Below are 18,792 nucleotides of genomic sequence, written 5' to 3'. Positions count from 1 at the left end.
GGGTGTCAGTGTGCGATCAATTGCAGACATCAGCCGTTGGTTATTACTCGACCGTCGGAACATGGGTCTTTACCTCGTCAGGCGAAAACCTTTGTAGTTGGAATGCTGATCGCGGCAGAAGTGTTCGTACTCGCGATGCTCCTGCCCGTTGCACTCGAGCAGTTGCGGACGACGCCCGCATTATTCTGGCTTCATTCCCTGCCCTCCACCGTGGCAATTTTCGGCGCATACATGTTCTTGTTCATTGCGCGCGGTCGGCGGACCGTGATCGCGGCTACAGTGCTGCAAATTGTCCTTTTCGGCCTATTATATAGCTCAGAGGGGCTGACATCCGGCGCTATCGAGCGCGCCTACGGCTATTAACTAACCTCTGCTCTCGATCCCAATTAGTAGCCGCCGCCGATCAAGCGGCGATTTCGAAGGCATCGGGGACTCCGTCGCAGGTCTGGCTCCAGAGGGTGCGACGCCGTTCAGCCAGTCGCTGCTGAAGTGCATAGAAATATTGCGCGGGGTTGGCGCGAAAAGCCGCCGGCAGCGCGGTGTCGGACCGAAGCGCCCGTTCAACCCTGTCCCAGCCTAGTTTGCGGTCGCGCGCGGCAGCCTTGGCCCGGGTCCGCTCACCCAGCAACCGAAGCGCCGAGGCACCGGCCGACGTCCTGGCAATCTCCGACCATGCTGCCGCGATCCGGTCAGGCTCGCCGCAATCCTTCGCCAATTCTTCGCACAGGTCGAACAGCCTGTCGCCCGCGCCGCCACCATAGCCGCGCCGCGCGCCGTGGCAGCGGTCGAACGATTCGATCAACTCGCCGGGCAATTGTTGTTCGGCGATCGGTCGCAAGGCAGGGGTCGAGGTCAGGCGATAGGCGCGGTGTATCCGGATGCATCGAGCTCGCGCCTGTTCGCCAATCGCCTCCAACAGCGTATCGACCGCAGCCCCGGCATCCGCGCCATTGCCCCTCAGCCATGCCCATCGGCCAGTCCGCCTGACCAGCAAGTCTGCCGCTGCCGCGATCCTCAACGCGCTGCGCGCCTCGGCCAGCGCCCAGCCAAGCTGGCCCCGGCTATGATCGTAAAGGTGATGCAGCACGACCGCCCGCTGCCCATGGTCCTGCCACCGCCCCGCGAGCGACTGAACCTCGCCATCAAGCTGTTCGCCAAGGCCGTGCCGGTGCGCGGAAAGTATATCCATCGCCGTCGCCTACCCGCCTCCCCCTTGCCAGAGCGTTACCCGTCAGCTTCGCCCGCAAAAAAGGGCGGCCCCGTTGGGGACCGCCCTCAATTTGGTTCAAAGGAACCGGCCTTAGAAGACCGTCATATAGGCTTCGTTGCCGACGAACCCCATCTTGCTCACCTTCGCCTGCTTGGTCACCGCCAGCACTTCGTCGACCAGCTCGTAGCGGGCTTCCGGCTCCGGCTGCAGATGGAGCTCGGGAACCGGATCCATCTGCTGAGTGACGTCCAGGAACTGGCGCAGCTGCGTGAGGTTCACCGGGGCGCCGTTCCACAGCACCGTGCCTGCCTGGGTGATCACGATCTTGTTCTTGACCGGATCGATCGGCGGCGGCGGATTGTTGGAGCTGTCCTGTGGCAGGTCCAGCTTCACAGCATGGGTCTGCGGCGGGATGGTAATGATGAACATGATCAGGAGCACCAGCATGACGTCGATCAACGGCGTCGTATTAATGTCCATCATCGGCTCGCCTTCAGCGTTCGAGCCAGTGGTTTGCATCGCCATGGTTGGCTAGCTCCTTCGATTACAGCCGCGTGACCGGGCCACCGGCCGCGGGCTGCGAGATGAAGCCCACACGGGCAAAGCCGGCGCGCTGCATGGTGAACACCGTGCCGCCGATGCACTTGTACGGCGTGTTGATGTCGCCACGGATATGCACTTCGGGCATATTTTCGTCGGTGATGTTCTCGACACCGCCGACCGCCGCGATCTGGTCTTCCAGTGCCTTCACCGCGCGGTCGAGGAGATCCTCATTGTTGACCTGAGTGAGGTTCCAATAGACCTCGCAGGTGCCTCCGGCGCCGGCGCGAACGGTGAGCGACACATTTTCCTTCTTGGTTTCGGTCGGCTCGTTGCGCACTTCCGGCAACGTGATCGGCACCGACTGAATCACCACCGGAACGGTGATGAGGAAGATGATCAGCAGCACCAGCATCACGTCGACCAGCGGCGTGGTGTTGATGTCCGACATGGGGACGTCTTCGCCCTGGTCTTGCTCGCCTACTTGCATTGCCATGTGATTGGCTTCCTCGATATTCGTCTTTGGCCCGGTTCCGGACCGGTACCTTTCGGCACCGGTCCGTATCCGGATTACTACTCGTTACGAGCGGTCGCTCTGGGCGCCAGTCGGCGTCATGCCCGGGCGAACCGGCTCGCTGCCCCGCGGGGACGGCGCAGCTGCGGTGCGGGTCTGCGCGCCCGGCTTGGCAGCTGTGGTCGCCATCGCCGGCTTCACGGCGCCGTTCGACATCAGATAACCATGAACGTCGTTGGTGAAGGCTGCGAGATCTTCGGTGATCGACTTGTTACGACGGATCAGCCAGTTGTAGGCAAGCACCGCCGGAACCGCGACGACCAGGCCGAGCGCGGTCATGATCAGCGCTTCACCGACCGGGCCGGCAACCGTCGAGATCGACGCGTCGCCCGCCGCACCGATCTTGATCAGGGCGCGGTAGATGCCGACGACGGTACCGAACAGGCCGATGAACGGCGCGGTCGAACCGACGGTCGCGAGGAAGGCAAGGCCTTCGCCGAGACGGGCAGTGATCGAACCCTGCGAACGGGCCAGGCTGTTCGCCATCCAATCGTGCTGGTCGATCGGGTCGGTCAGCTTGCCGTGCTGGTCCTGGGCGATCAGCGCATCTTCGACGATCGCGCGATAGGCGCTGCGGGCTTCAAGCTTGTTGGCGGCTTCGCGCAGGTTCGGAGCGTTCCAGAAGCTCGCGCGAACCTTGTTGGCCTGGCTCATGATCTTCTGCTGCTGCAGCAGCTTGGTGAACAGGATGTAGAAGCTGAACACCGACATGCCGACCAGGATGATAAAGGTCGCCCAGCTGATGAGGCCGCCTTCATGAAGCGCCTGCATCAGGCCGTAGGGGTTGTCACCAGCGGGCGCAGCGGCGGCCGCGAGGATCAGGGTTGGAGCTGCCATATCTTTGACTTTCCTATGTGAATCTTTGGTTTGTAGGTGTTGAAATTCTTAATCGTCGGGTAGCTGCCAGCGAATACGCGTGGTGGTCGTATCCGAAATGGGGTTACCCGCCTGGTCCTTCGCCGGTGTGAAGCGGGCGCGACGGCGAAGAATGCTGCAGGTCGTCGAATCCAGCGATGAAGAACCCGAAGATCCAGTCACGGTGCAGTCGGACACGCGGCCGTCGGTCCCGATGGTCAGGCGGACCGAAGTCGTTCCCTGCTCCTCGTTACGAATCGCCGACTGCGGATAATCGTCGGTCGAAAAGAGCGACGGAAGATCACCGCGGGCACGGGCGGCCTGCGAAACGCGTGGCGGCGGGGGCGGCGCCGGCGGCGCCGGCGGCGCCGGACGCGCGGTCTCAGTGATCACCGGCGGCGGAGCCACTGGGGTCGAGACCACCGGGGGGGCGACCGTATTGACGCGAACGATCGGCGGCGGCGCAACCACTTGCGGTGGCGGCGGCACTTCCGTCCGTTCCGGCGGGGGCGGCGGCTCCTCAGGCGGAGGCGGCGGCTCGTCCTCGACGTCAAAAGTCTTCAAATCCTCGGCCGCCTTCTTGATGACGTTATAGGCAAGACCCGTCACCAGGGCATAGCCGAGAGCAATGTGGATGAGCGCCACGATGATAATCGCCGCGGTGCGGTTGGAACTCATCTGTCTGCGATTGGCGTAGGACATTAAACCGCAAGTCTCCTCGACGTTCCGTGCGTTCCATGACCTGCCGGGGCGACGATATTCCCACCACAGCCGCGTCATGGAGCCACCGATGTATTACTATATCATCGGCAGATACGCGCCACCCTTAATCATGCGATAATGGCCGCGCAACGAATTTTGTTCCGATTGCGGCATATACCGCGCCAAATCATGTCCGTTTGTCGAAAAAACTCGTCATTCCGGGGAGCGCCCCGAATAGGAGGCGATCTCGACACCGACGCCGGCGGCATCGGGGTAGATATCCGGTTTCACGCTGCGAACCCTTAGCGCCTTCACCCCTCGGCTAGCTGCAACCCGGTCGAAGATCGCATGGACGAGCGTTTCCTGCAGATTGTAGCGCCGCTCCTGCGCGATGCGGACCACCTCGCTCCGAAGGAAATCATAATTCCAGGCGGACCCATGATCGTCGTCAGCCGGCGGCGCGACGTCTTCCAGCCATATTTCGACCGTCACCAGCAACCGCTGGGGATTGCCGACCTCGAATTCATGGAAGCCGATGTCGGTCATGACGTCGAGCGAATCGAGCAGGATTCGGCTTTGCCGGACCTTCAGGCGGTCGGGCACCATCCCGACCAGCTTCACCACCTCGTCGCTCACTCAGTCCTCCAGAAACTGCACGTCGCGCGCCATCGCCATGAACCGCTGCCCACCGTCGAGCACTAGCGTCTGGCCGGTCATTGTCTGCGAATCAATAAGGTGGCGCAGCGCCGCGACCAGGTCCGAGACCTCGACCCCAATCTTGAGCGGATTGAGCGCATGAACCTTTGCGAACGCGGCGTCGTCCTGATCGCCTGATGGAAGCATCAATGCCGGGGCGATCGCGTTGACCCGGATTCCCCGCCCGGCAAGCGCGCGCGCCGCGACTTCGCCGAGCCCGGCGAGCGCGTATTTTGACAAGGTATAGCTCAGATAATCGGGGTTGGGTGCCGCCAGCTTGGCATCGAGCAGATTGACCACCAGCGCCTCGCCCCCGCGATGGCGGCGAACCAGCTCATCGATCAGAAGCATCGGCGCCCGGGCATTGACCGCCATATGGTCATGAAATTCGTCCGCGCTCGCCTGGCCGAGCGAATCCGGCGCGAACCGCGCGGCATTGTTGACCAGAAGCCGCACCGGTGGGTAGCGCTCGGCCACGGCAAAGATCCGCGCCGCACAGTCCGGCCGGTCGAGCGCGGCTACCGCGGGGATCGCGCCGGCGGGGACCTCGTCCTCGGCATGATGGACATGGGCGATCACCGTCCAGTTATCGGCAAGCAGCGCCTCGACCACCGTCCGCCCGACGCGCTTGCCGCCGCCGGTAACGATTGCCGTCCTGTCGTTCGTTCCGCTCATGGACAAGCGCCCTACCATCGCCGTTCGCCCTCGCCTACATCCGATGCCATGCCTGAACGCCACACCCCGATCGACGCCCAGGGCCGCAGCTTGGCCGAGCTTGCGGCTGCAATCGACGCGCGCGGCGGACCGCCCCCGGTCAACCGCTGGAATCCGGAGCATTGCGGCGATAGCGACATGCGCATCGCCCGTGACGGGACCTGGTATTATCGCGGGTCGCCGATAACGCGGCCGGCGATGGTCCGGCTTTTCTCGACCGTGCTTCGCCGCGAGCCGGATGGCAGCCATGTGCTCGTCACCCCCGTCGAGAAGCTTGCGATCGAGGTCGAATCGACGGCCTTCCGCGCGATCCAGATGACGATGGAAGGCGAAGGCGAGCAGCGGCGCATCGGCCTCACCCTCGACAGCGGCGACGCGCTTCTCGTCGGCGGCGACCATCCGCTGCATTTGAGCGAAACCGATTACGGCCCCTCGCCTCGGGTCGCGGTCCGCTTTGGCCTGGAAGCCGAATTGGCGCGCCCGCTCTATTATGAACTGGCCGAAATTGCTTTGGCCGAAGCCCGTGACCCGCCGGGCGTATGGTCGGACGGCATTTTCTTTCCCTTGTCATGACTCTAGTCGATTCGCTCCGCAGCGCGCTTGGCGCCGCAGCGCCTGCGGGGCTCCTTGCCGGCGACCTCGTCGAAGGCTGCGACGACCCGCATCGCGCCGCGGCGGTGCTCGTCGCCATCACCGACCGACCAGACCCGGGGATCATCCTGACGGTTCGCCGTCCCGACCTTCGCACCCACCCCGGCCAGATCGCCTTTCCCGGCGGGCGAATCGATGAGGGTGAGGACGCCCGCGCCGCGGCATTGCGCGAAGCCTGGGAGGAGATCGCCCTCGAACCCGCGATGGTTCACCTGATCGGCGAGGCCGACCGCTACCGCACCGTCACCGGCTTCTGCGTGACCCCGGTGGTGGGCCTGATCCCGCCCGACTTGCCGCTCCATCCCCATGAGGCGGAAGTTGCCGACTGGTTCGAAGCGCCGCTTGATTTTGTCCTCGACCCCGTCAACCAGCGGCGCATGACCGCTGAGTTCCGCGGCGCGACGCGCCATTATTACCAGATCGATTGGCAGGGGCGTCCCATTTGGGGCGCCACCGCGGCGATGCTCGTCAACCTCGCGAAGCGGGTGGCGGCGCTGTCATGACCATGCTCGATCCGGCTCTATGGCTCGACCGGCCGGGAATCCGGCGGCTGCTGAAGGCGCTCGATGCGGAAAAAGGCCAATGCCGCCTCGTCGGCGGCGCAATCCGCGATGCGCTGCTTGGCGTTGCCCATGACGATCTGGATCTTGCCACGCGCCTTAGGCCCGATGAGGTGATTCGCCGGCTTGAGGCCGCGGGAATCAAGGCAGTGCCGACCGGGATCGAGCATGGCACGATTACCGCGGTTTCGTCGGGAACGGTTGTCGAGGTAACGACCTTGCGCTCGGATGTTTCGACCGACGGTCGTCGCGCTACCGTCGCCTTCACCGAAGACTGGAAAGAGGACGCCGGGCGGCGTGATTTCACCATTAACGCGCTCTATGCCGACCCCCTGACTGGCGAGGTGAGCGACTATTTCGGCGGGCTTGCGGACCTTGAGGCCCGTGTCCTCAAATTCATCGGCGAACCCCTGCAACGTATCGCCGAGGATCATCTTCGAATCCTTCGGTATTTCCGTTTCCATGCCCGCTACGGCCATGGCGCACCCGACCCGGAAGCGCTTGCGGCCTGCGTCGCCCGGGCCAACGACCTAATGGCCTTGTCGCGCGAACGAATCGCCGACGAATTGCTGAAATTACTGGCGCTGGACAACCCGGCGCCGACCGTTCGGCTGATGCACGACAAGGGCCTGTTCGTCCCGGTGGTTCCCGAAATCGCCGACGTTGCGCGGCTTGAGGCGCTCGTCGCGGCAGAAGGTTCGGCAGGAATCAAGCCCGACCCGCTGCGCCGGCTCGCCGCACTGCTCCCGCGCGATCCCGACATTGCCGGCCGTGTCGCCGCGCGGCTCAAGCTGTCGAACAAGGCGCGCAAGCGGCTGGAAAGCGCCGCCGGCCCAGTCGAGCGCGATCCCCGCCCTCTCGCCTACCGGATCGGCATCGAAGGTGCGGTCGACCGGTTGCTGCTTTCAGGACGGACGGGGGAAGCGGCCTCGATCGCCGGCTGGACACCGCCGCGCCTTCCCATCGGCGGCGGCGATCTTATCGCGCGGGGTGTGCCGCAGGGTCCCGAGGTCGCACGCACGCTGAGAGCGATCGAGGACAAGTGGGAAGCTGCGGACTTTCCGGACGGCGAATTATTCGAAGACCTGGTAGTGGCATCGCTGCCTAGGGGAGGATAACCGGCTCCAGGAAGATTGCACCGGCGTCGTTGCCCAGCGCCCAGCGGATCTGTGCGGGATAAGTGCCTAGCTTCGGCACCCGCAATTCCACTTTCTCGCCGATCTTGAGCGTATCGCCGGTTTCCAGTCGGCAACCCTCGCGGCTTACGTCCGTGACGATGACCGCGACAGAGTCCCCGTCGGCATTGATCAATGTCGCCGGAAACCGCGTATCGACCCGCGGCGAACGTTTGATCTGTCCAGGCTCCCTCATTTTGCGCAACCCCCGATGCCTCAATCGGCTTGTAACATAGATTAAGGAGGGTTCAATGCGACGCAAGCGTGAGCCGGCGCGTCGATCGCCCAGGTGACGCGCGTCAGTCTTGTCGCGTTATTGGCGCGCGAGGGAGCGGCGCCGTTCTTTCCAATAGTCGAGCGCCGATGCGGCCTCGAGCGGCTTGGCGAAATAGAAACCCTGGCCCGACGCGCAGCCCAGCGTTGCCAGCGTCGTCGCCAGTTCCACTGTTTCAATACCTTCGGCCGTCGTCGACATGCCGAGCGCGTCGGCAAGGCTCAACACCGCCCGCACGATCGCGACCGCATCGGGATCGCGCATCATCCCGCTGACGAAACTCTTGTCGATTTTGAGGACGTCGATCGGCAGCCGCTGGAGATAGGCGAGGCTCGAATAGCCAGTGCCGAAATCGTCCATCGCGACAGTTGCATCGAGCGCCTTCAGCGCTTCGAACACCCGCGTGGCGCGCGCCGGGTCCTGTACGATCGAGCTTTCGGTCAGCTCCAGTGTCAGGCGATTGCCGGCAAGCCCGCTCGAGCGCAGTGCGCTCGCGGCGACATCCGCAATATCGTCGCGCGCGACCTGGATCGCCGACAGATTGACGCCCACATAGAGCGGCAGGGTCTCACCGACCTGCCGGTCCCAATCGGCCAGCGTCGCCGCCGCCTTGTCCATTGCCCAGCGGCCGAGGTGAAGGATCAGCCCGCTTTCCTCGGCAACCGGGATGAACTCGGCCGGGCTGATGTCCCCGCGGTCCTCATGCGTCCAGCGGGCCAGCGCCTCGAACCCGGCGACTTCGCCCGACTTCAGGTCGATCAGCGGCTGGTAGAAAAGGTTGAGCTGGTCCTTGTCGAGCGCGCGCCGAAGTTCAGTTTCGATCGAGAAGCGGCGCCGCGCCGCGCTGGCCTCTTTGGGCTCATAGACTTGCGGACGGCCGGCTGCCTTGGCCTGCTTGACCGCAAACTGGGCATTGCGGAACAGTTCTTCCGCGTCCTGACCGGCCAGCATCAGCGCGACTCCGATCGCACAGTCGACCCGGATTTCCAGCTCGCTCAGCTTGAACGGCGTGGCCAGCACCTGCTGAATCCGCTCGGCCGCGGCAAGCGCATCCTCAACCCCGCGCTTGAGCTTGACCAGAATTCCGAATTCATTGCCGCCGGTGCGGGCCAGAATATCGCCCCCGCGAAGCGCCGACATCAGCCGCCGGGCAAAAGTGATGAGCAACTCGTCGCCAGCAAGGCTGCCCATCGATTCATTGATTCGGCTGAACCGCAACATGTCGACAACCAGCACGGCATGGTCCTGCTCGCGCGGGTCGGCGCCGCGCGCTTCGACCGTTTCCGTAAAGCTCAGCCGGTTGGGAAGACCGGTCAGGCTGTCGCGCAGCATTTCGGCGCGAAGGTTGTTCTCCGCCTGGACCTCGATAGTGCGGTCGACCACGCTGACCAGACAGCGCGCCTTGCCCCGGGAATCGGCGGTCAGCGGTGCCAGCTTCAGCTTCAGGTAACGCTTTTGTGGTCCATCGCCCTCAACCATGTCGAGCTCGTCCGCGGACGTTGCTGGATTGTCGAGGAATTGGCGGACGAACCGGCCGCTGCTGCTGTCGGCATAATGGTGGAACATCTCGGCGAAGGCGGCAGTATCGCCGCCGCACTCCGCGACGTCGAAGAAGCGGCGGTTGAGTGCATAGACCCACAGTTTTCCGTCGCGTAGCCCAAAAATTCCGGCGGCAATCGGCAAGGCGTCGAGAAGCGCGCTGTCATCCGCGAGAGAGCGAATGCCATGGGCCCGGTTCCCGGCCTGGGAGCGCACGCCAATAGGCGCGGCCGAGCGTTTCGCAGCAGCCTGCATGGCTCCCTGTTAACTCCCACAGGTTAACGGGCGGTATCGATTTGCCTTGACGAGGATTAGTTAATCGGACGGCGGCAACGGCTCAAACCGGTTCGATCGCGGGAAGCCATTGGGGGCGATGCGGCCGCTCGCCCCGCGGATTGCCCGCCATGCGGTGAGGTCGCTTTCCGACCGGATCCTTCCACTTTCTCCGCCAAGCGGCCAGGTGATACCGTCCTGGAGCGCAAAGGCGATGGCATCGCTCAAGCCCCCGTCGCGGTAACGCTGGAGCTGCACGCCCGCGCCCCGGCCAAGCTCGGGCAGCTCGTCGAGCTTGAAAACAAGCATCTTGCGGTTCTCGCCGATCACCGCGATCGAATCCGCGCCCGCCGGAACCGGCTTTAGCGACACCATCCTCGCTTTGGGCCGAAGGTTCATCAGCTGCTTGCCCTTGCGGGTTTCCGCAAGCACCGCGTCGCCGCTGGTGACGAAACCACGCCCATCCGACGAGGCGGCAAGCAGCCGCATTTCCGGCCGGACCACGAACATCGAGATAATCTCGCTTTCGGCGTCGAGGTCGATGGCCAGCCGCACCGGTTCGCCAAAGCCGCGTCCGCCCGGAAGCTTGTCTCCGCCAAGCGTGAACACCCGTCCATTGTCTCCGGCAAGCAGCAGCCGATCGGTGGTCTGGGCATGGAACGCCAAGTGCGGCCCGTCGCCCTCGCGCCATTTCAACTCGGCAATCTCGCCCAGCGCGACGTGGCCCTTCATCGCCCGGATCCAGCCGCGCTGCGACAGGATGACGGTGATCGGTTCCTTCTCGATCATCTGCGTCCAGTCGAGCTCGCGCGCCGGCGCCTGTTCCTGCACCAGTGTCCGCCGTTCGTCCGCGGCATAGGCTTCTTTCAGCGCGGCGAGGTCCTTCTTCAGCCGGGTCCGCTGCCGTGCAGGGCTTTCGACCAGCTTGGCCAGCTCCTCGCGCTCCTTGGCCAGCTTGCCGCGCTCCTTGCCGATCTCCATCTCCTCAAGCTTGCGCAAGGACCGGAGCCGCATGTTGAGGATCGCCTCGGCCTGGCGGTCGCTGAGCGCGAACTCGGCGATCATCACCGCCTTGGGTTCATCCTCGGTGCGGATGATCTCGATAACGCGGTCGAGGTTGAGGAATGCCTTGAGGAACCCGTCAAGCAGCTCGAGCCGGTCGTCGATCTTGCCGATCCGCGTGGTCGAGCGCCGGACCAGCACCTCGACCTGGAATTCGAGCCAGGCCAACAGCGTCTCTTTGAGGCTCATCACACCGGGTGTACGGGTCTTGTCGAGCACGTTCAGGTTGAGCGGGAAGCGCACCTCAAGATCGGTCAGCTTGAAAAGGCTTTCCAGCAGCAACTCGGGATCGACCGTCCGCGACCTCGGCTCCAGCACGATCCGCACCTTCTCGTCGCTCTCGTCGCGCACGTCGGCCAGGATCGGTAGCTTCTTCGCCGCGATCAGGTCGGCGACCTGCTCGATCAGCTTCCCCTTCTGTACCCCATAGGGGATTTCATGGACGATCAGATGCCATCCCCCGCCTTTTTCCTTTTCCTGTTCGATCCGCGCGCGCAGGCGGAAAGACCCGCGCCCGGTGGCATAGGCCAGGGCTATCGTCTCGCGACTATCGACCAGCACGCCCCCGGTAGGGAAGTCCGGCCCGGCGACGAAGTCCATCATCGCGATGTCTTCGGCGTGCGGATTGTCGATAAGGTGGGTCGCCGCCTCGATCAGCTCGCCGACATGGTGCGGCGGGATGCTGGTCGCCATGCCCACCGCGATCCCGCTTGCCCCGTTGGCAAGCAGGTTGGGGAACAGGCCGGGGAACACCTCCGGCTCCTCTTCCTCGCCATTATAGGTGGGACGATAATCGACGCAGCCTTCGTCGAGCCCGGCCATCAGCCGCTCGGCGGTCCGGGTCAGCCGCGCCTCGGTATAACGGTAGGCGGCGGCATTATCCCCGTCGATATTGCCAAAATTTCCCTGCCCGTCGACCAGCGGGTATCGAAGCGCGAACGACTGCGCCAGGCGCACCATCGCGTCATAGACCGACTGGTCCCCGTGCGGATGATATTTGCCGATCACGTCGCCCACCACGCGCGCGCACTTCTTGTAGGCCGAGGCGGGATCGAGCTTCAAAAGCCGCATCGCCCAAAGGAGGCGCCGATGCACGGGCTTCAGCCCATCGCGGACGTCAGGCAGCGATCGCGCGGTGATCGTCGACAGGGCGTAGACGAGGTAGCGTTCTGAGAGGGCGGCGTCGAAGGGGGCGTCGATGACGGAGAGGTTCTCGGAGTCCATGGGGTGGGCTTAGCAAGCACTCCCCCTTGTCGTCATCCCGGACTTGATGCGGGATCAGCCTTTTCTTTCAGCGGCCGAGCTCCTGCGCCCGGTGCTATAGCTTCAACCCGAACCTCGCCCCGGCCCACAGCATCAGCGCGTAAAGCGCGATGGTGAGGGCGCAACCGGCGGCCAGGCTGGCCCAGAACCCTACCCCGTTCCTCAGCATCGCCGGGATAAGCAGGAACATCGGCAACGACGGCAGGACGAACCAGAAGGTCGCCTCCGCATGGTGCGCCATGTTGGCCACGTCCGGCTTGTCGCGCCACAACCAGATCATGCCCAGCACGCTGACCAGCGGCAACGCTGCGATCAGGCCACCAATCCCCGGATAGCGTTTCGCTACTTCGGAGATGATGGCGATGAGGATTCCGCTGATCGCCGCCTTGATGATGAGGTAAAGCATGGCCCGAAGCTTGCACGGGCGCGAAGGGACGGCAAGCCGAAGCCTTTGCCGAGGATCGCGGACACAAGGCCCACCAAGTAAAACGGCCCCGTAACAACCAAGAGCTCCGCTATGGAACCAAGTCACCGCTGCTTCATTATTGCCACTGCGCCGAGCATGGCGAGGTGAGATCAGGGTTTTTCGCTTTTTACACTATGTCGACTGTCCGACTGTCTATTGATGGCTGGATCGTCTATGATGAGATTATCGCCGGCTTCCTTTCCCCAGCATGCCGGCGCCTGAGAGACCTCCCACCGTGCTCCCGCTTGTTCGACGTTCGGAGCCAACCCATGTCCAGTTCACCGCTTCTTTATTACCAGCAGCGCGCCGCCGAGGAAGAGCGGCTTGCCGCCGAAAACCGCCACCTGCCGACCGCCCGCTCGCACCGAGAAATGGCTGCGAAGTTCGCCGCGCTTGCGGAATTCGCTGGTTTCCGCAGCAGCACTGAGGAACGACCCCAGGTTCCCGCCTGACTCAACTTGGCAGGCCGGTCCCGCCGGTTATCGATCCGTCCAGGAGCACCCCTCGCTCACCCTGGTTCGCCAACCGTCCCGCACGGGGCGCGTATCCGTATGCGCCGACGATGAACCGGCCTTGGCGTGCGCGCCAACAGCAACATCCGTTGACCCGCCGCCCGGCCTTGCTATCCCGCTCCGGTCATCATCGCATCGTCTAAGGCGCCCCCCCGCATGATCCAAATCCGCATTACCCGACTGCCGCATGGCGAGGGCCTGCCGCTTCCCGCCTATGCCACGCCCGGCGCGGCCGGCATGGATGTGGTCGCGGCGGAGGAGCTCGACCTCATGCCCGGCGCCCGCCACGCAGTGGCGACCGGCTTTTCCATCGCCATTCCCGACGGTTTCGAGGTTCAGGTGCGCCCGCGTTCCGGCCTTGCGCTCAAACATGGTATCACCGTCCCCAATACGCCGGGCACGATCGACAGCGATTATCGGGGGGAAGTGAAGGTGATCATGATCAACCACGGTCCCGACCCCTTCCCAATCCGCCGCGGCGACCGCATCGCCCAGCTGGTCCCGGCCGCCGTCACCCGCGCTTCCTTCGAGGAGGTCGACGCATTGTGCGAGACCGAGCGCGGCGCGGGCGGCTTCGGAAGCACGGGCGGGCATGACTCTCTCTGACGATGAACTCGACCGCTATGCGCGGCACATCGTCCTTCCCCAGATCGGCGGCGCGGGACAGCTTCGGCTGAAGGCCGCGAGCATCGCCGTCGTCGGCGCTGGCGGAATCGGCGCCGGGGCCATCCCAGCGCTTGCCGGCGCGGGCGTGGGCCGGCTGACGATCATCGATGACGACCGGGTCGATCTTTCCAACCTGCAGCGCCAGCCGCTTTACGCCAGCGATCAGCTGGGGGAGCGCAAGGTCGACATCGCCGCCCGGTTTATCGGCAAGCGCAACTCCCATGTTGAGGTCCGCACCATTCCCGACCGGATCGAGCCCGACAATGGCGAAGCGATCCTCGGCGGCCATGATCTGATCATCGACGGCACCGACAATTTCGCAACCCGCCTTACCGTCAACGACGCAGCGGTTGCGCTGGGCATCCCTTTGCTCTCGGCGGCCGCGCAGCAATTCCAGGGACAGGTTGCGCTGTTCGGTGCCAAGCCCTGCTATCGCTGCTTCGTCGGCGACGCCTTCGACGCGGATGACTGTGACACCTGCGCTGAACTGGGCGTGCTCGGCGCAATGACCGGCACGGTCGGCAATTTCGCCGCCCTGCTCGCGATCCGCACCTTGCTCGGGCTCGGCGGCGGCGATGAAGCGGGAACGCTCCACATGTTCGACGGGCTGGCCCTCGGCTGGCGGAAGATCCGCATCGCCGCCGACCCGGCATGCCGGACGTGCGGCGGGGCCTAAGCCTTTTTCTTTGCCGGGGCCTTTTTCGCGGGCGCCTTCTTCGCAGGAGCTTTCTTCGCGGTCTTACGCTTGCCCTTGGCGGGTCCCTTCGCCGCCTTGGCGTCGATCAGCGCCACCGCTTCTTCCAGAGTGACAGTCTTGGGGTCGGCGGTCTTCGGCAGGGTGGCATGGGTCGTCCCGTCGCTCACATAGGGGCCGAACCGCCCTTCCAGCACCTTCAAATCCTTTCCGCTTTCCGGATGGGCGCCGAGCATGGCGATCGGTTCGCGCGACGCGCCACGACCGCGCGCTCCTCCCGCTGCGGCTTCGGCCAGCTTAACCACCGCGGCATTCATCCCGGTATCGAACACCTCGGCGGTCGATGACAGCCGCGCATATTTGCCGTCGTGTTGCAGATAGGGCCCGTAACGGCCGATCGACGCGGTAATCGGAAGGCCGGTATCGGGGTGTGAACCAACCTCGCGCGGTAGGGACAGAAGCTTTTCCGCCATCTCCAGCGTCAGGCCGTCTTGCGGGACGTCCTTGGGCAGCGACGCCCGTGCGCCGTCACGCTCCAGATAGGGTCCGAACCTTCCGACCTTCAGTTCGATTCCGTTGCCGATTTCGGCCGGACCCTCGCTCGCGGCATCCTCGCCCTGGCCGAAGCGGCGGGTATATTTGCATTCCGGATAGTTGGAGCAGGCCACAAACGCGCCGAACCGGCCGCCGCGAAGGCCCAGCTTGCCGGTGCCGCACAAGGGACAGGCACGCGGATCGCTACCGTCTTCCTTGGCGGGGAACAGCCAGGGTTCAAGGAACTGGTCAAGCGCCGCGGTGACGTCCGACGGCTTTTGCTCCATGACCTCACCGGCCTTGGGCTTGAAGTCGCGCCAGAAGGTTTCAAGCAGCTTCTGCCAGTCCAGCCGCCCGCCGCTGACGTCGTCCAGTTCCTCTTCCAGCTCGGCGGTATAATCGAAGCTGACATACCGTTCGAAAAAGCGTTCGAGGAAGGCCGTGACCAGCCGGCCGCTCTCCTCCGGGATGAACCGGTTCTTGTCGAGCCGGACATATTCGCGGTCCTTCAGCGTTTGTAGGGTCGCGGCATAGGTCGATGGCCGACCAATCCCCAATTCCTCAAGCCGCTTGACCAGGCTCGCTTCCGAATAGCGCGGTGGCGGCTGGGTGAAATGCTGGGTCGCACTGACGCCGGTCTTGGTCGGCGTATCGCCGCTACGCAGCGCGGGCATGCGACCCGCCTCCTCGTCCGCCGGGTCGTCGCGGCCTTCGTCGTAAAGGGTCATGAAGCCCGCAAAGAGCGTCACCTGGCCAGTCGCGCGCAGCGTTGCCCGCCCCGCGCCGTCGGTCAGTTCTACCGTCGTTCGTTCCAGCCTGGCCGAGGCCATCTGGCTAGCCAGCGCGCGGTTATAGATCAGCTCATAAAGCCGCGCATGGTCGCCCGACCCGGCCCGTGCCTTGGAAAAGTCGGTCGGCCGGATCGCTTCGTGCGCTTCCTGCGCATTCTTGGCCTTGCTGCTATATTGGCGCGGCTTGTCCGGCAGGTAACCGGCGTCGTAACGGTCGGCAACGGCCTTGCGGGCCGCGCTGATTGCCTCGCCGGCCATCTGTACGCCGTCGGTCCGCATATAGGTGATCAGCCCGTCCTCGTAGAGTGACTGGGCAAGCCGCATCGTATGGCTGGCGGCATATCCAAGCTTGCGCGCTGCTTCCTGCTGCAAGGTCGAGGTAGTGAACGGCGCCGGCGGATTTTTCGACAAGGGCTTGGTCTCGACGGATGCGACAGTGAACCGCCCCGCCTCGACCACCGCCTTGGCGGTGTCGGCCATGGCCTTGTCCGCGATGCTCAGCCGATCGAGCTTGGTTCCGTCGAGGCCGACCAGCCGCGCGGTGAATGGCGTCCCGTCGGCTTCGAAGGTCGCCGCGACCTGCCAATATTCCTGGGCCCGGAACAGCTCGATCTCGCGTTCGCGGTCGACTACCAGGCGAAGCGCGACCGATTGGACCCGTCCGGCCGACTTGGCACCGGGCAGCTTGCGCCACAGGATCGGCGAGAGGGTGAAGCCGACCAGATAGTCGAGCGCGCGGCGGGCGCGGTAGGCGTCGATGAGGTCTTCGTCGAGGTCCCGCGGCCGGGCCATTGCCTCGGTAACCGCGGATTTGGTGATGGCGTTGAAGGTCACCCGCTCAACCGTCTTGGGCAGCAGCTTTTTCTTTTTCAGCACTTCCTGCACGTGCCAGCTGATCGCTTCGCCCTCGCGGTCAGGGTCAGTGGCGAGGATCAGCGCGTCCGCCGATTTGGCCGCATCCGCGATCGCCTTCAATTGCTTGGCCTTGTCGGGATAGGTGTCCCAATCCATGGCGAAGCCCTCGTCCGGACGAACCGAGCCGTCTTTGGGCGGCAGGTCGCGGACATGGCCATAGCTGGCCAGCACCTTGTGGCCCGGCCCCAGATATTTTTCGATAGTCTTCGCCTTCGCGGGCGATTCAACGACGACAAGCTTCAAGTGATCCCCACAGTCTTACGTACACACGCGCGAGTGTCAGTTCGCGGATTCCCTGGCGTCAAGCGCCGTTGAAGCTCATCTTGTTCCCGACATGACGGTCAAGGCCCGCGAGGTCGAATTAGACGAGTGCGAGATGAACCGCGCCCAGGACAACTTCGGGAAGTCGAATGATCTCATAGACCGGCACTGGTGAGGGTCAGAGCAATTCGTCGATCCCAAAACCGAGAGTGCGGCATCAACAGACGCCATGGCACGCTCACTTCGACTTGCGGCCGACGCGCGGCTCCTGGCCTCGGGAAAGCCGGGCGATATTATCCTTATGCTTCCAGACGACGAGCAAAGCGAAGCCGAGCAGAAGCGGGAACAATGATTTCTCACCGAGGAAAACGGCGGTCACCGGGGCGCTGGCCGCGGCAGCCATGCCGGCGACTGAACTGATCCGGACCAATAACAACAGGCCGATCCACACCGCGGCATAGATGGCGGCTGCGATCGGCAGGAACGGGAGGAGGATCCCGAGCAGGGTAGCAACCCCTTTTCCGCCACGAAAGCGGAGCCAGGCGGGATAGAGATGGCCGATCAACGCGCCTGCAGCAGCAAAGTGGACTGCGTCGGGCCACAACCGCTGCGCGACAAGAACCGCAGCCGCGCCCTTTGCCGCATCGAGCAGCAAAGTCGCCGCTGCCAGCAGCTTGGAACCGGTCCGAAGCACGTTGGTCGCGCCGATATTGCCCGAGCCGATGTCCCTGATATCACCCTTCCCTCCGGCCCGCGCCAGGAGCAAGCCAAAGGGGACGGAGCCAAGCAGGTAGCCGGCAAGCAATGCGAAGATGGCGGTCGTCGACATGGGCGATGTGCCTAGCATAGGGCCGGTCAGGTTCAAGCGCCGGCCAAGCTTGTCGAACCTTCGGTCATTTTCTAAGCGGGGAGCATGAAGGACGGGGCTTCGACTGGCACAACCCGTAAGGTGAACGTCTTGGTCGACCCGCAATCTCCCTTGCTGTTTTTTGACTCGGGTGTCGGCGGCCTGTCCGTGCTGGCGCCCACCCGCGCGGTGCTGGCGACCGCGCCGATCGTCTACGCCGCCGACAGCGCGGCCTTTCCCTACGGCCGCCGTACGGAAGAGGAGATCGCCGCAAGGGTGCCGGCACTGCTCGGTCGACTGGTCGAACGCTATCGTCCCCGGCTGGCGGTGATCGCCTGCAATACCGCCTCGACCATCGCCCTCGACCATGTCCGGGCCGCGCTCAATATCCCGGTGGTCGGCACCGTACCGGCGATCAAGCCCGCGGCCGAACAGTCACGCAGCCGCGTCATCGGCGTACTCGGCACACAGGCAACAGTCCGCCAGCCCTATGTCGACGACCTTGCCGCGCGCTTTGCCGCCGACTGCACCGTGATCCGTCATGGCAGCCCGGAACTGGTTGAGCTGGCCGAAGCCAAGCTCGCCGGGCGCCCGGTCGCGATCGAGGCAGTCCGCGCTGCGGTCCAGCCAATGATCGACCAGCCGCGGGGGGCTGATATCGACGTAATGGTGCTGGCTTGCACCCATTTTCCGTTGCTCGCGGCGGAAATGGCCGAGGCATTTCCTGGAATTGCGCAGGTCGATGGCGGACCAGGGATCGCACGGCGCATCGCCGTCCTGACCGAGGGGCAGGCTTGGCCGCGCGAGGAGGTCCCGGCAATTGCGGTCTTTACGGATTTGGCGAAGGCCCCGCCGGCGGCTTCACTCAAGAAATTTGGGCTGGCGGAGCTTCACGGGTTATAGGCGGCCAGGGAGCAAAAATTGTGACGCCGACGCCCGTGCTTGGCGGGACCGTCGGCGTTGCCGTGTAAGCGCGCCGCCCTCCGTGGGCCCGCCAGTTGCGAGTCGTTCGCAATGG

The 18,792-nt window shown here is 64.3% G+C and carries 21 protein-coding genes; 8 read left to right on the top strand and 13 right to left on the bottom strand.

Annotated elements, in window-relative coordinates; all coding sequences use genetic code 11:
- Nucleotides 1-102: 102 nt before the first annotated feature.
- A complete protein-coding gene (locus FMM02_RS09795) occupies nt 103-363 on the top strand; it encodes a hypothetical protein (protein WP_147494666.1) in 261 nt (86 codons plus the stop codon).
- Nucleotides 364-403: 40 nt separating this feature from the next.
- On the opposite strand, the gene FMM02_RS09790 is transcribed toward FMM02_RS09795, so the two are convergent.
- The 7 genes from FMM02_RS09790 to FMM02_RS09760 form a co-directional block, all read right to left on the bottom strand.
- Nucleotides 404-1,189: a hypothetical protein gene (locus FMM02_RS09790; protein ID WP_147494665.1), complete on the bottom strand. Its 786-nt coding sequence runs from the start codon at nt 1,187-1,189 to the stop codon at nt 404-406.
- A gap of 111 nt (nt 1,190-1,300) precedes the next feature.
- Nucleotides 1,301-1,735, bottom strand: coding sequence for an ExbD/TolR family protein (locus FMM02_RS09785; protein ID WP_425473620.1), 435 nt, complete (start codon nt 1,733-1,735; stop codon nt 1,301-1,303).
- A gap of 19 nt (nt 1,736-1,754) precedes the next feature.
- Nucleotides 1,755-2,246 (bottom strand): ExbD/TolR family protein, encoded by a 492-nt coding sequence (locus FMM02_RS09780; protein WP_147494664.1) that lies wholly within the window; start codon nt 2,244-2,246, stop codon nt 1,755-1,757.
- An 84-nt stretch (nt 2,247-2,330) separates the two neighbouring features.
- Nucleotides 2,331-3,161 (bottom strand): MotA/TolQ/ExbB proton channel family protein, encoded by an 831-nt coding sequence (locus FMM02_RS09775; RefSeq protein WP_147494663.1) that lies wholly within the window; start codon nt 3,159-3,161, stop codon nt 2,331-2,333.
- Between the two features lie 48 nt (nt 3,162-3,209).
- Complete coding sequence (locus FMM02_RS09770) at nt 3,210-3,881, bottom strand: TonB family protein (protein ID WP_147494662.1); 672 nt, start codon at nt 3,879-3,881, stop codon at nt 3,210-3,212.
- A gap of 213 nt (nt 3,882-4,094) precedes the next feature.
- Nucleotides 4,095-4,517: a dihydroneopterin aldolase gene (locus FMM02_RS09765; protein ID WP_246104767.1), complete on the bottom strand. Its 423-nt coding sequence runs from the start codon at nt 4,515-4,517 to the stop codon at nt 4,095-4,097.
- Nucleotides 4,518-5,252, bottom strand: coding sequence for an SDR family oxidoreductase (locus FMM02_RS09760; protein ID WP_147494661.1), 735 nt, complete (start codon nt 5,250-5,252; stop codon nt 4,518-4,520).
- Nucleotides 5,253-5,300: 48 nt separating this feature from the next.
- Here FMM02_RS09760 and FMM02_RS09755 point away from each other — a divergent pair, with 48 nt between their 5' ends.
- Genes FMM02_RS09755 through FMM02_RS09745 form a run of 3 tightly spaced genes read left to right on the top strand, consistent with a single transcriptional unit; the run spans nt 5,301 to nt 7,620 of the window.
- Nucleotides 5,301-5,864: a DUF1285 domain-containing protein gene (locus tag FMM02_RS09755; RefSeq protein WP_147494660.1), complete on the top strand. Its 564-nt coding sequence runs from the start codon at nt 5,301-5,303 to the stop codon at nt 5,862-5,864.
- The gene (locus tag FMM02_RS09750; protein WP_147494659.1) at nt 5,861-6,445 is read left to right on the top strand and encodes a CoA pyrophosphatase; all 585 of its coding nucleotides are present in this window, start codon (nt 5,861-5,863) and stop codon (nt 6,443-6,445) included. The genes FMM02_RS09755 and FMM02_RS09750 overlap by 4 nt, the downstream gene beginning before the upstream one ends.
- Nucleotides 6,442-7,620: a CCA tRNA nucleotidyltransferase gene (locus FMM02_RS09745; RefSeq protein ID WP_147494658.1), complete on the top strand. Its 1,179-nt coding sequence runs from the start codon at nt 6,442-6,444 to the stop codon at nt 7,618-7,620. Before FMM02_RS09750 ends, FMM02_RS09745 begins: the two co-directional genes overlap by 4 nt.
- Here FMM02_RS09745 and FMM02_RS09740 read toward each other — a convergent pair.
- The 4 genes from FMM02_RS09740 to FMM02_RS09725 all read right to left on the bottom strand — a co-directional run bounded on the left by FMM02_RS09740 (nt 7,607) and on the right by FMM02_RS09725 (nt 12,494).
- Entirely contained in the window at nt 7,607-7,873 is a 267-nt protein-coding gene (locus tag FMM02_RS09740) for a PilZ domain-containing protein (RefSeq protein WP_147494657.1), read from the bottom strand. The genes FMM02_RS09745 and FMM02_RS09740 overlap by 14 nt on opposite strands.
- Before the next feature lie 117 nt (nt 7,874-7,990).
- Entirely contained in the window at nt 7,991-9,745 is a 1,755-nt protein-coding gene (locus FMM02_RS09735) for a putative bifunctional diguanylate cyclase/phosphodiesterase (protein WP_147494656.1), read from the bottom strand.
- A gap of 60 nt (nt 9,746-9,805) precedes the next feature.
- Nucleotides 9,806-12,049, bottom strand: coding sequence for a DNA topoisomerase IV subunit A (parC, locus tag FMM02_RS09730; protein ID WP_147494655.1), 2,244 nt, complete (start codon nt 12,047-12,049; stop codon nt 9,806-9,808).
- Between the two features lie 94 nt (nt 12,050-12,143).
- Nucleotides 12,144-12,494 carry a DUF3147 family protein gene (locus tag FMM02_RS09725; RefSeq protein ID WP_147494654.1) on the bottom strand — a complete coding sequence of 117 codons (351 nt, stop codon included), beginning with the start codon at nt 12,492-12,494 and terminating at the stop codon, nt 12,144-12,146.
- Nucleotides 12,495-12,823: 329 nt separating this feature from the next.
- Between FMM02_RS09725 and FMM02_RS09720 the strand changes: the two genes are divergently transcribed.
- The 3 genes from FMM02_RS09720 (at nt 12,824) to FMM02_RS09710 (ending at nt 14,408) form a co-directional block, all read left to right on the top strand.
- Nucleotides 12,824-13,006, top strand: a complete 183-nt coding sequence (locus tag FMM02_RS09720; protein ID WP_147494653.1) for a hypothetical protein — start codon at nt 12,824-12,826, stop codon at nt 13,004-13,006.
- Between the two features lie 216 nt (nt 13,007-13,222).
- Nucleotides 13,223-13,672, top strand: a complete 450-nt coding sequence (gene dut, locus FMM02_RS09715) for a dUTP diphosphatase (protein WP_147494652.1) — start codon at nt 13,223-13,225, stop codon at nt 13,670-13,672.
- The gene (locus FMM02_RS09710) at nt 13,659-14,408 is read left to right on the top strand and encodes a HesA/MoeB/ThiF family protein (protein ID WP_147494651.1); all 750 of its coding nucleotides are present in this window, start codon (nt 13,659-13,661) and stop codon (nt 14,406-14,408) included. Before dut ends, FMM02_RS09710 begins: the two co-directional genes overlap by 14 nt.
- On the opposite strand, the gene topA is transcribed toward FMM02_RS09710, so the two are convergent.
- Nucleotides 14,405-16,909 (bottom strand): type I DNA topoisomerase, encoded by a 2,505-nt coding sequence (gene topA, locus FMM02_RS09705; protein WP_147494650.1) that lies wholly within the window; start codon nt 16,907-16,909, stop codon nt 14,405-14,407. The two genes, FMM02_RS09710 and topA, sit on opposite strands and share 4 nt — an antisense overlap.
- Nucleotides 16,910-17,165: 256 nt before the next feature.
- A complete protein-coding gene (plsY, locus tag FMM02_RS09700) occupies nt 17,166-17,756 on the bottom strand; it encodes a glycerol-3-phosphate 1-O-acyltransferase PlsY (protein ID WP_147494649.1) in 591 nt (196 codons plus the stop codon).
- An 84-nt stretch (nt 17,757-17,840) separates the two neighbouring features.
- On the opposite strand from plsY, the gene murI reads away from it, so the two are divergent.
- Entirely contained in the window at nt 17,841-18,677 is an 837-nt protein-coding gene (gene murI / locus FMM02_RS09695; protein WP_147494648.1) for a glutamate racemase, read from the top strand.
- Nucleotides 18,678-18,792: the final 115 nt, after the last annotated feature.

Origin of the sequence: Sphingomonas xanthus, from assembly GCF_007998985.1 — a bacterium.
Taxonomy (GTDB): domain Bacteria; phylum Pseudomonadota; class Alphaproteobacteria; order Sphingomonadales; family Sphingomonadaceae; genus Sphingomicrobium; species Sphingomicrobium xanthum.
The sequence above is the reverse complement of the archived record's forward strand: the minus strand, read 5'-3'. Positions and strand labels throughout refer to the sequence as shown.

Coding starts and splice junctions, on each gene's coding strand:
- FMM02_RS09795 (WP_147494666.1), top strand. CDS start 103: ATGCTGATCGCGGCAGAAGTGTTCGTACTCGCGATGCTCCTGCCCGTT.
- FMM02_RS09790 (WP_147494665.1), bottom strand. CDS start 1,189: ATGGATATACTTTCCGCGCACCGGCACGGCCTTGGCGAACAGCTTGAT.
- FMM02_RS09785 (WP_425473620.1), bottom strand. CDS start 1,735: ATGGCGATGCAAACCACTGGCTCGAACGCTGAAGGCGAGCCGATGATG.
- FMM02_RS09780 (WP_147494664.1), bottom strand. CDS start 2,246: ATGGCAATGCAAGTAGGCGAGCAAGACCAGGGCGAAGACGTCCCCATG.
- FMM02_RS09775 (WP_147494663.1), bottom strand. CDS start 3,161: ATGGCAGCTCCAACCCTGATCCTCGCGGCCGCCGCTGCGCCCGCTGGT.
- FMM02_RS09770 (WP_147494662.1), bottom strand. CDS start 3,881: ATGTCCTACGCCAATCGCAGACAGATGAGTTCCAACCGCACCGCGGCG.
- FMM02_RS09760 (WP_147494661.1), bottom strand. CDS start 5,252: ATGAGCGGAACGAACGACAGGACGGCAATCGTTACCGGCGGCGGCAAG.
- FMM02_RS09755 (WP_147494660.1), top strand. CDS start 5,301: ATGCCTGAACGCCACACCCCGATCGACGCCCAGGGCCGCAGCTTGGCC.
- FMM02_RS09750 (WP_147494659.1), top strand. CDS start 5,861: ATGACTCTAGTCGATTCGCTCCGCAGCGCGCTTGGCGCCGCAGCGCCT.
- FMM02_RS09745 (WP_147494658.1), top strand. CDS start 6,442: ATGACCATGCTCGATCCGGCTCTATGGCTCGACCGGCCGGGAATCCGG.
- FMM02_RS09740 (WP_147494657.1), bottom strand. CDS start 7,873: ATGAGGGAGCCTGGACAGATCAAACGTTCGCCGCGGGTCGATACGCGG.
- FMM02_RS09735 (WP_147494656.1), bottom strand. CDS start 9,745: ATGCAGGCTGCTGCGAAACGCTCGGCCGCGCCTATTGGCGTGCGCTCC.
- parC (WP_147494655.1), bottom strand. CDS start 12,049: ATGGACTCCGAGAACCTCTCCGTCATCGACGCCCCCTTCGACGCCGCC.
- FMM02_RS09725 (WP_147494654.1), bottom strand. CDS start 12,494: ATGCTTTACCTCATCATCAAGGCGGCGATCAGCGGAATCCTCATCGCC.
- FMM02_RS09720 (WP_147494653.1), top strand. CDS start 12,824: ATGTCCAGTTCACCGCTTCTTTATTACCAGCAGCGCGCCGCCGAGGAA.
- dut (WP_147494652.1), top strand. CDS start 13,223: ATGATCCAAATCCGCATTACCCGACTGCCGCATGGCGAGGGCCTGCCG.
- FMM02_RS09710 (WP_147494651.1), top strand. CDS start 13,659: ATGACTCTCTCTGACGATGAACTCGACCGCTATGCGCGGCACATCGTC.
- plsY (WP_147494649.1), bottom strand. CDS start 17,756: ATGTCGACGACCGCCATCTTCGCATTGCTTGCCGGCTACCTGCTTGGC.
- murI (WP_147494648.1), top strand. CDS start 17,841: ATGAAGGACGGGGCTTCGACTGGCACAACCCGTAAGGTGAACGTCTTG.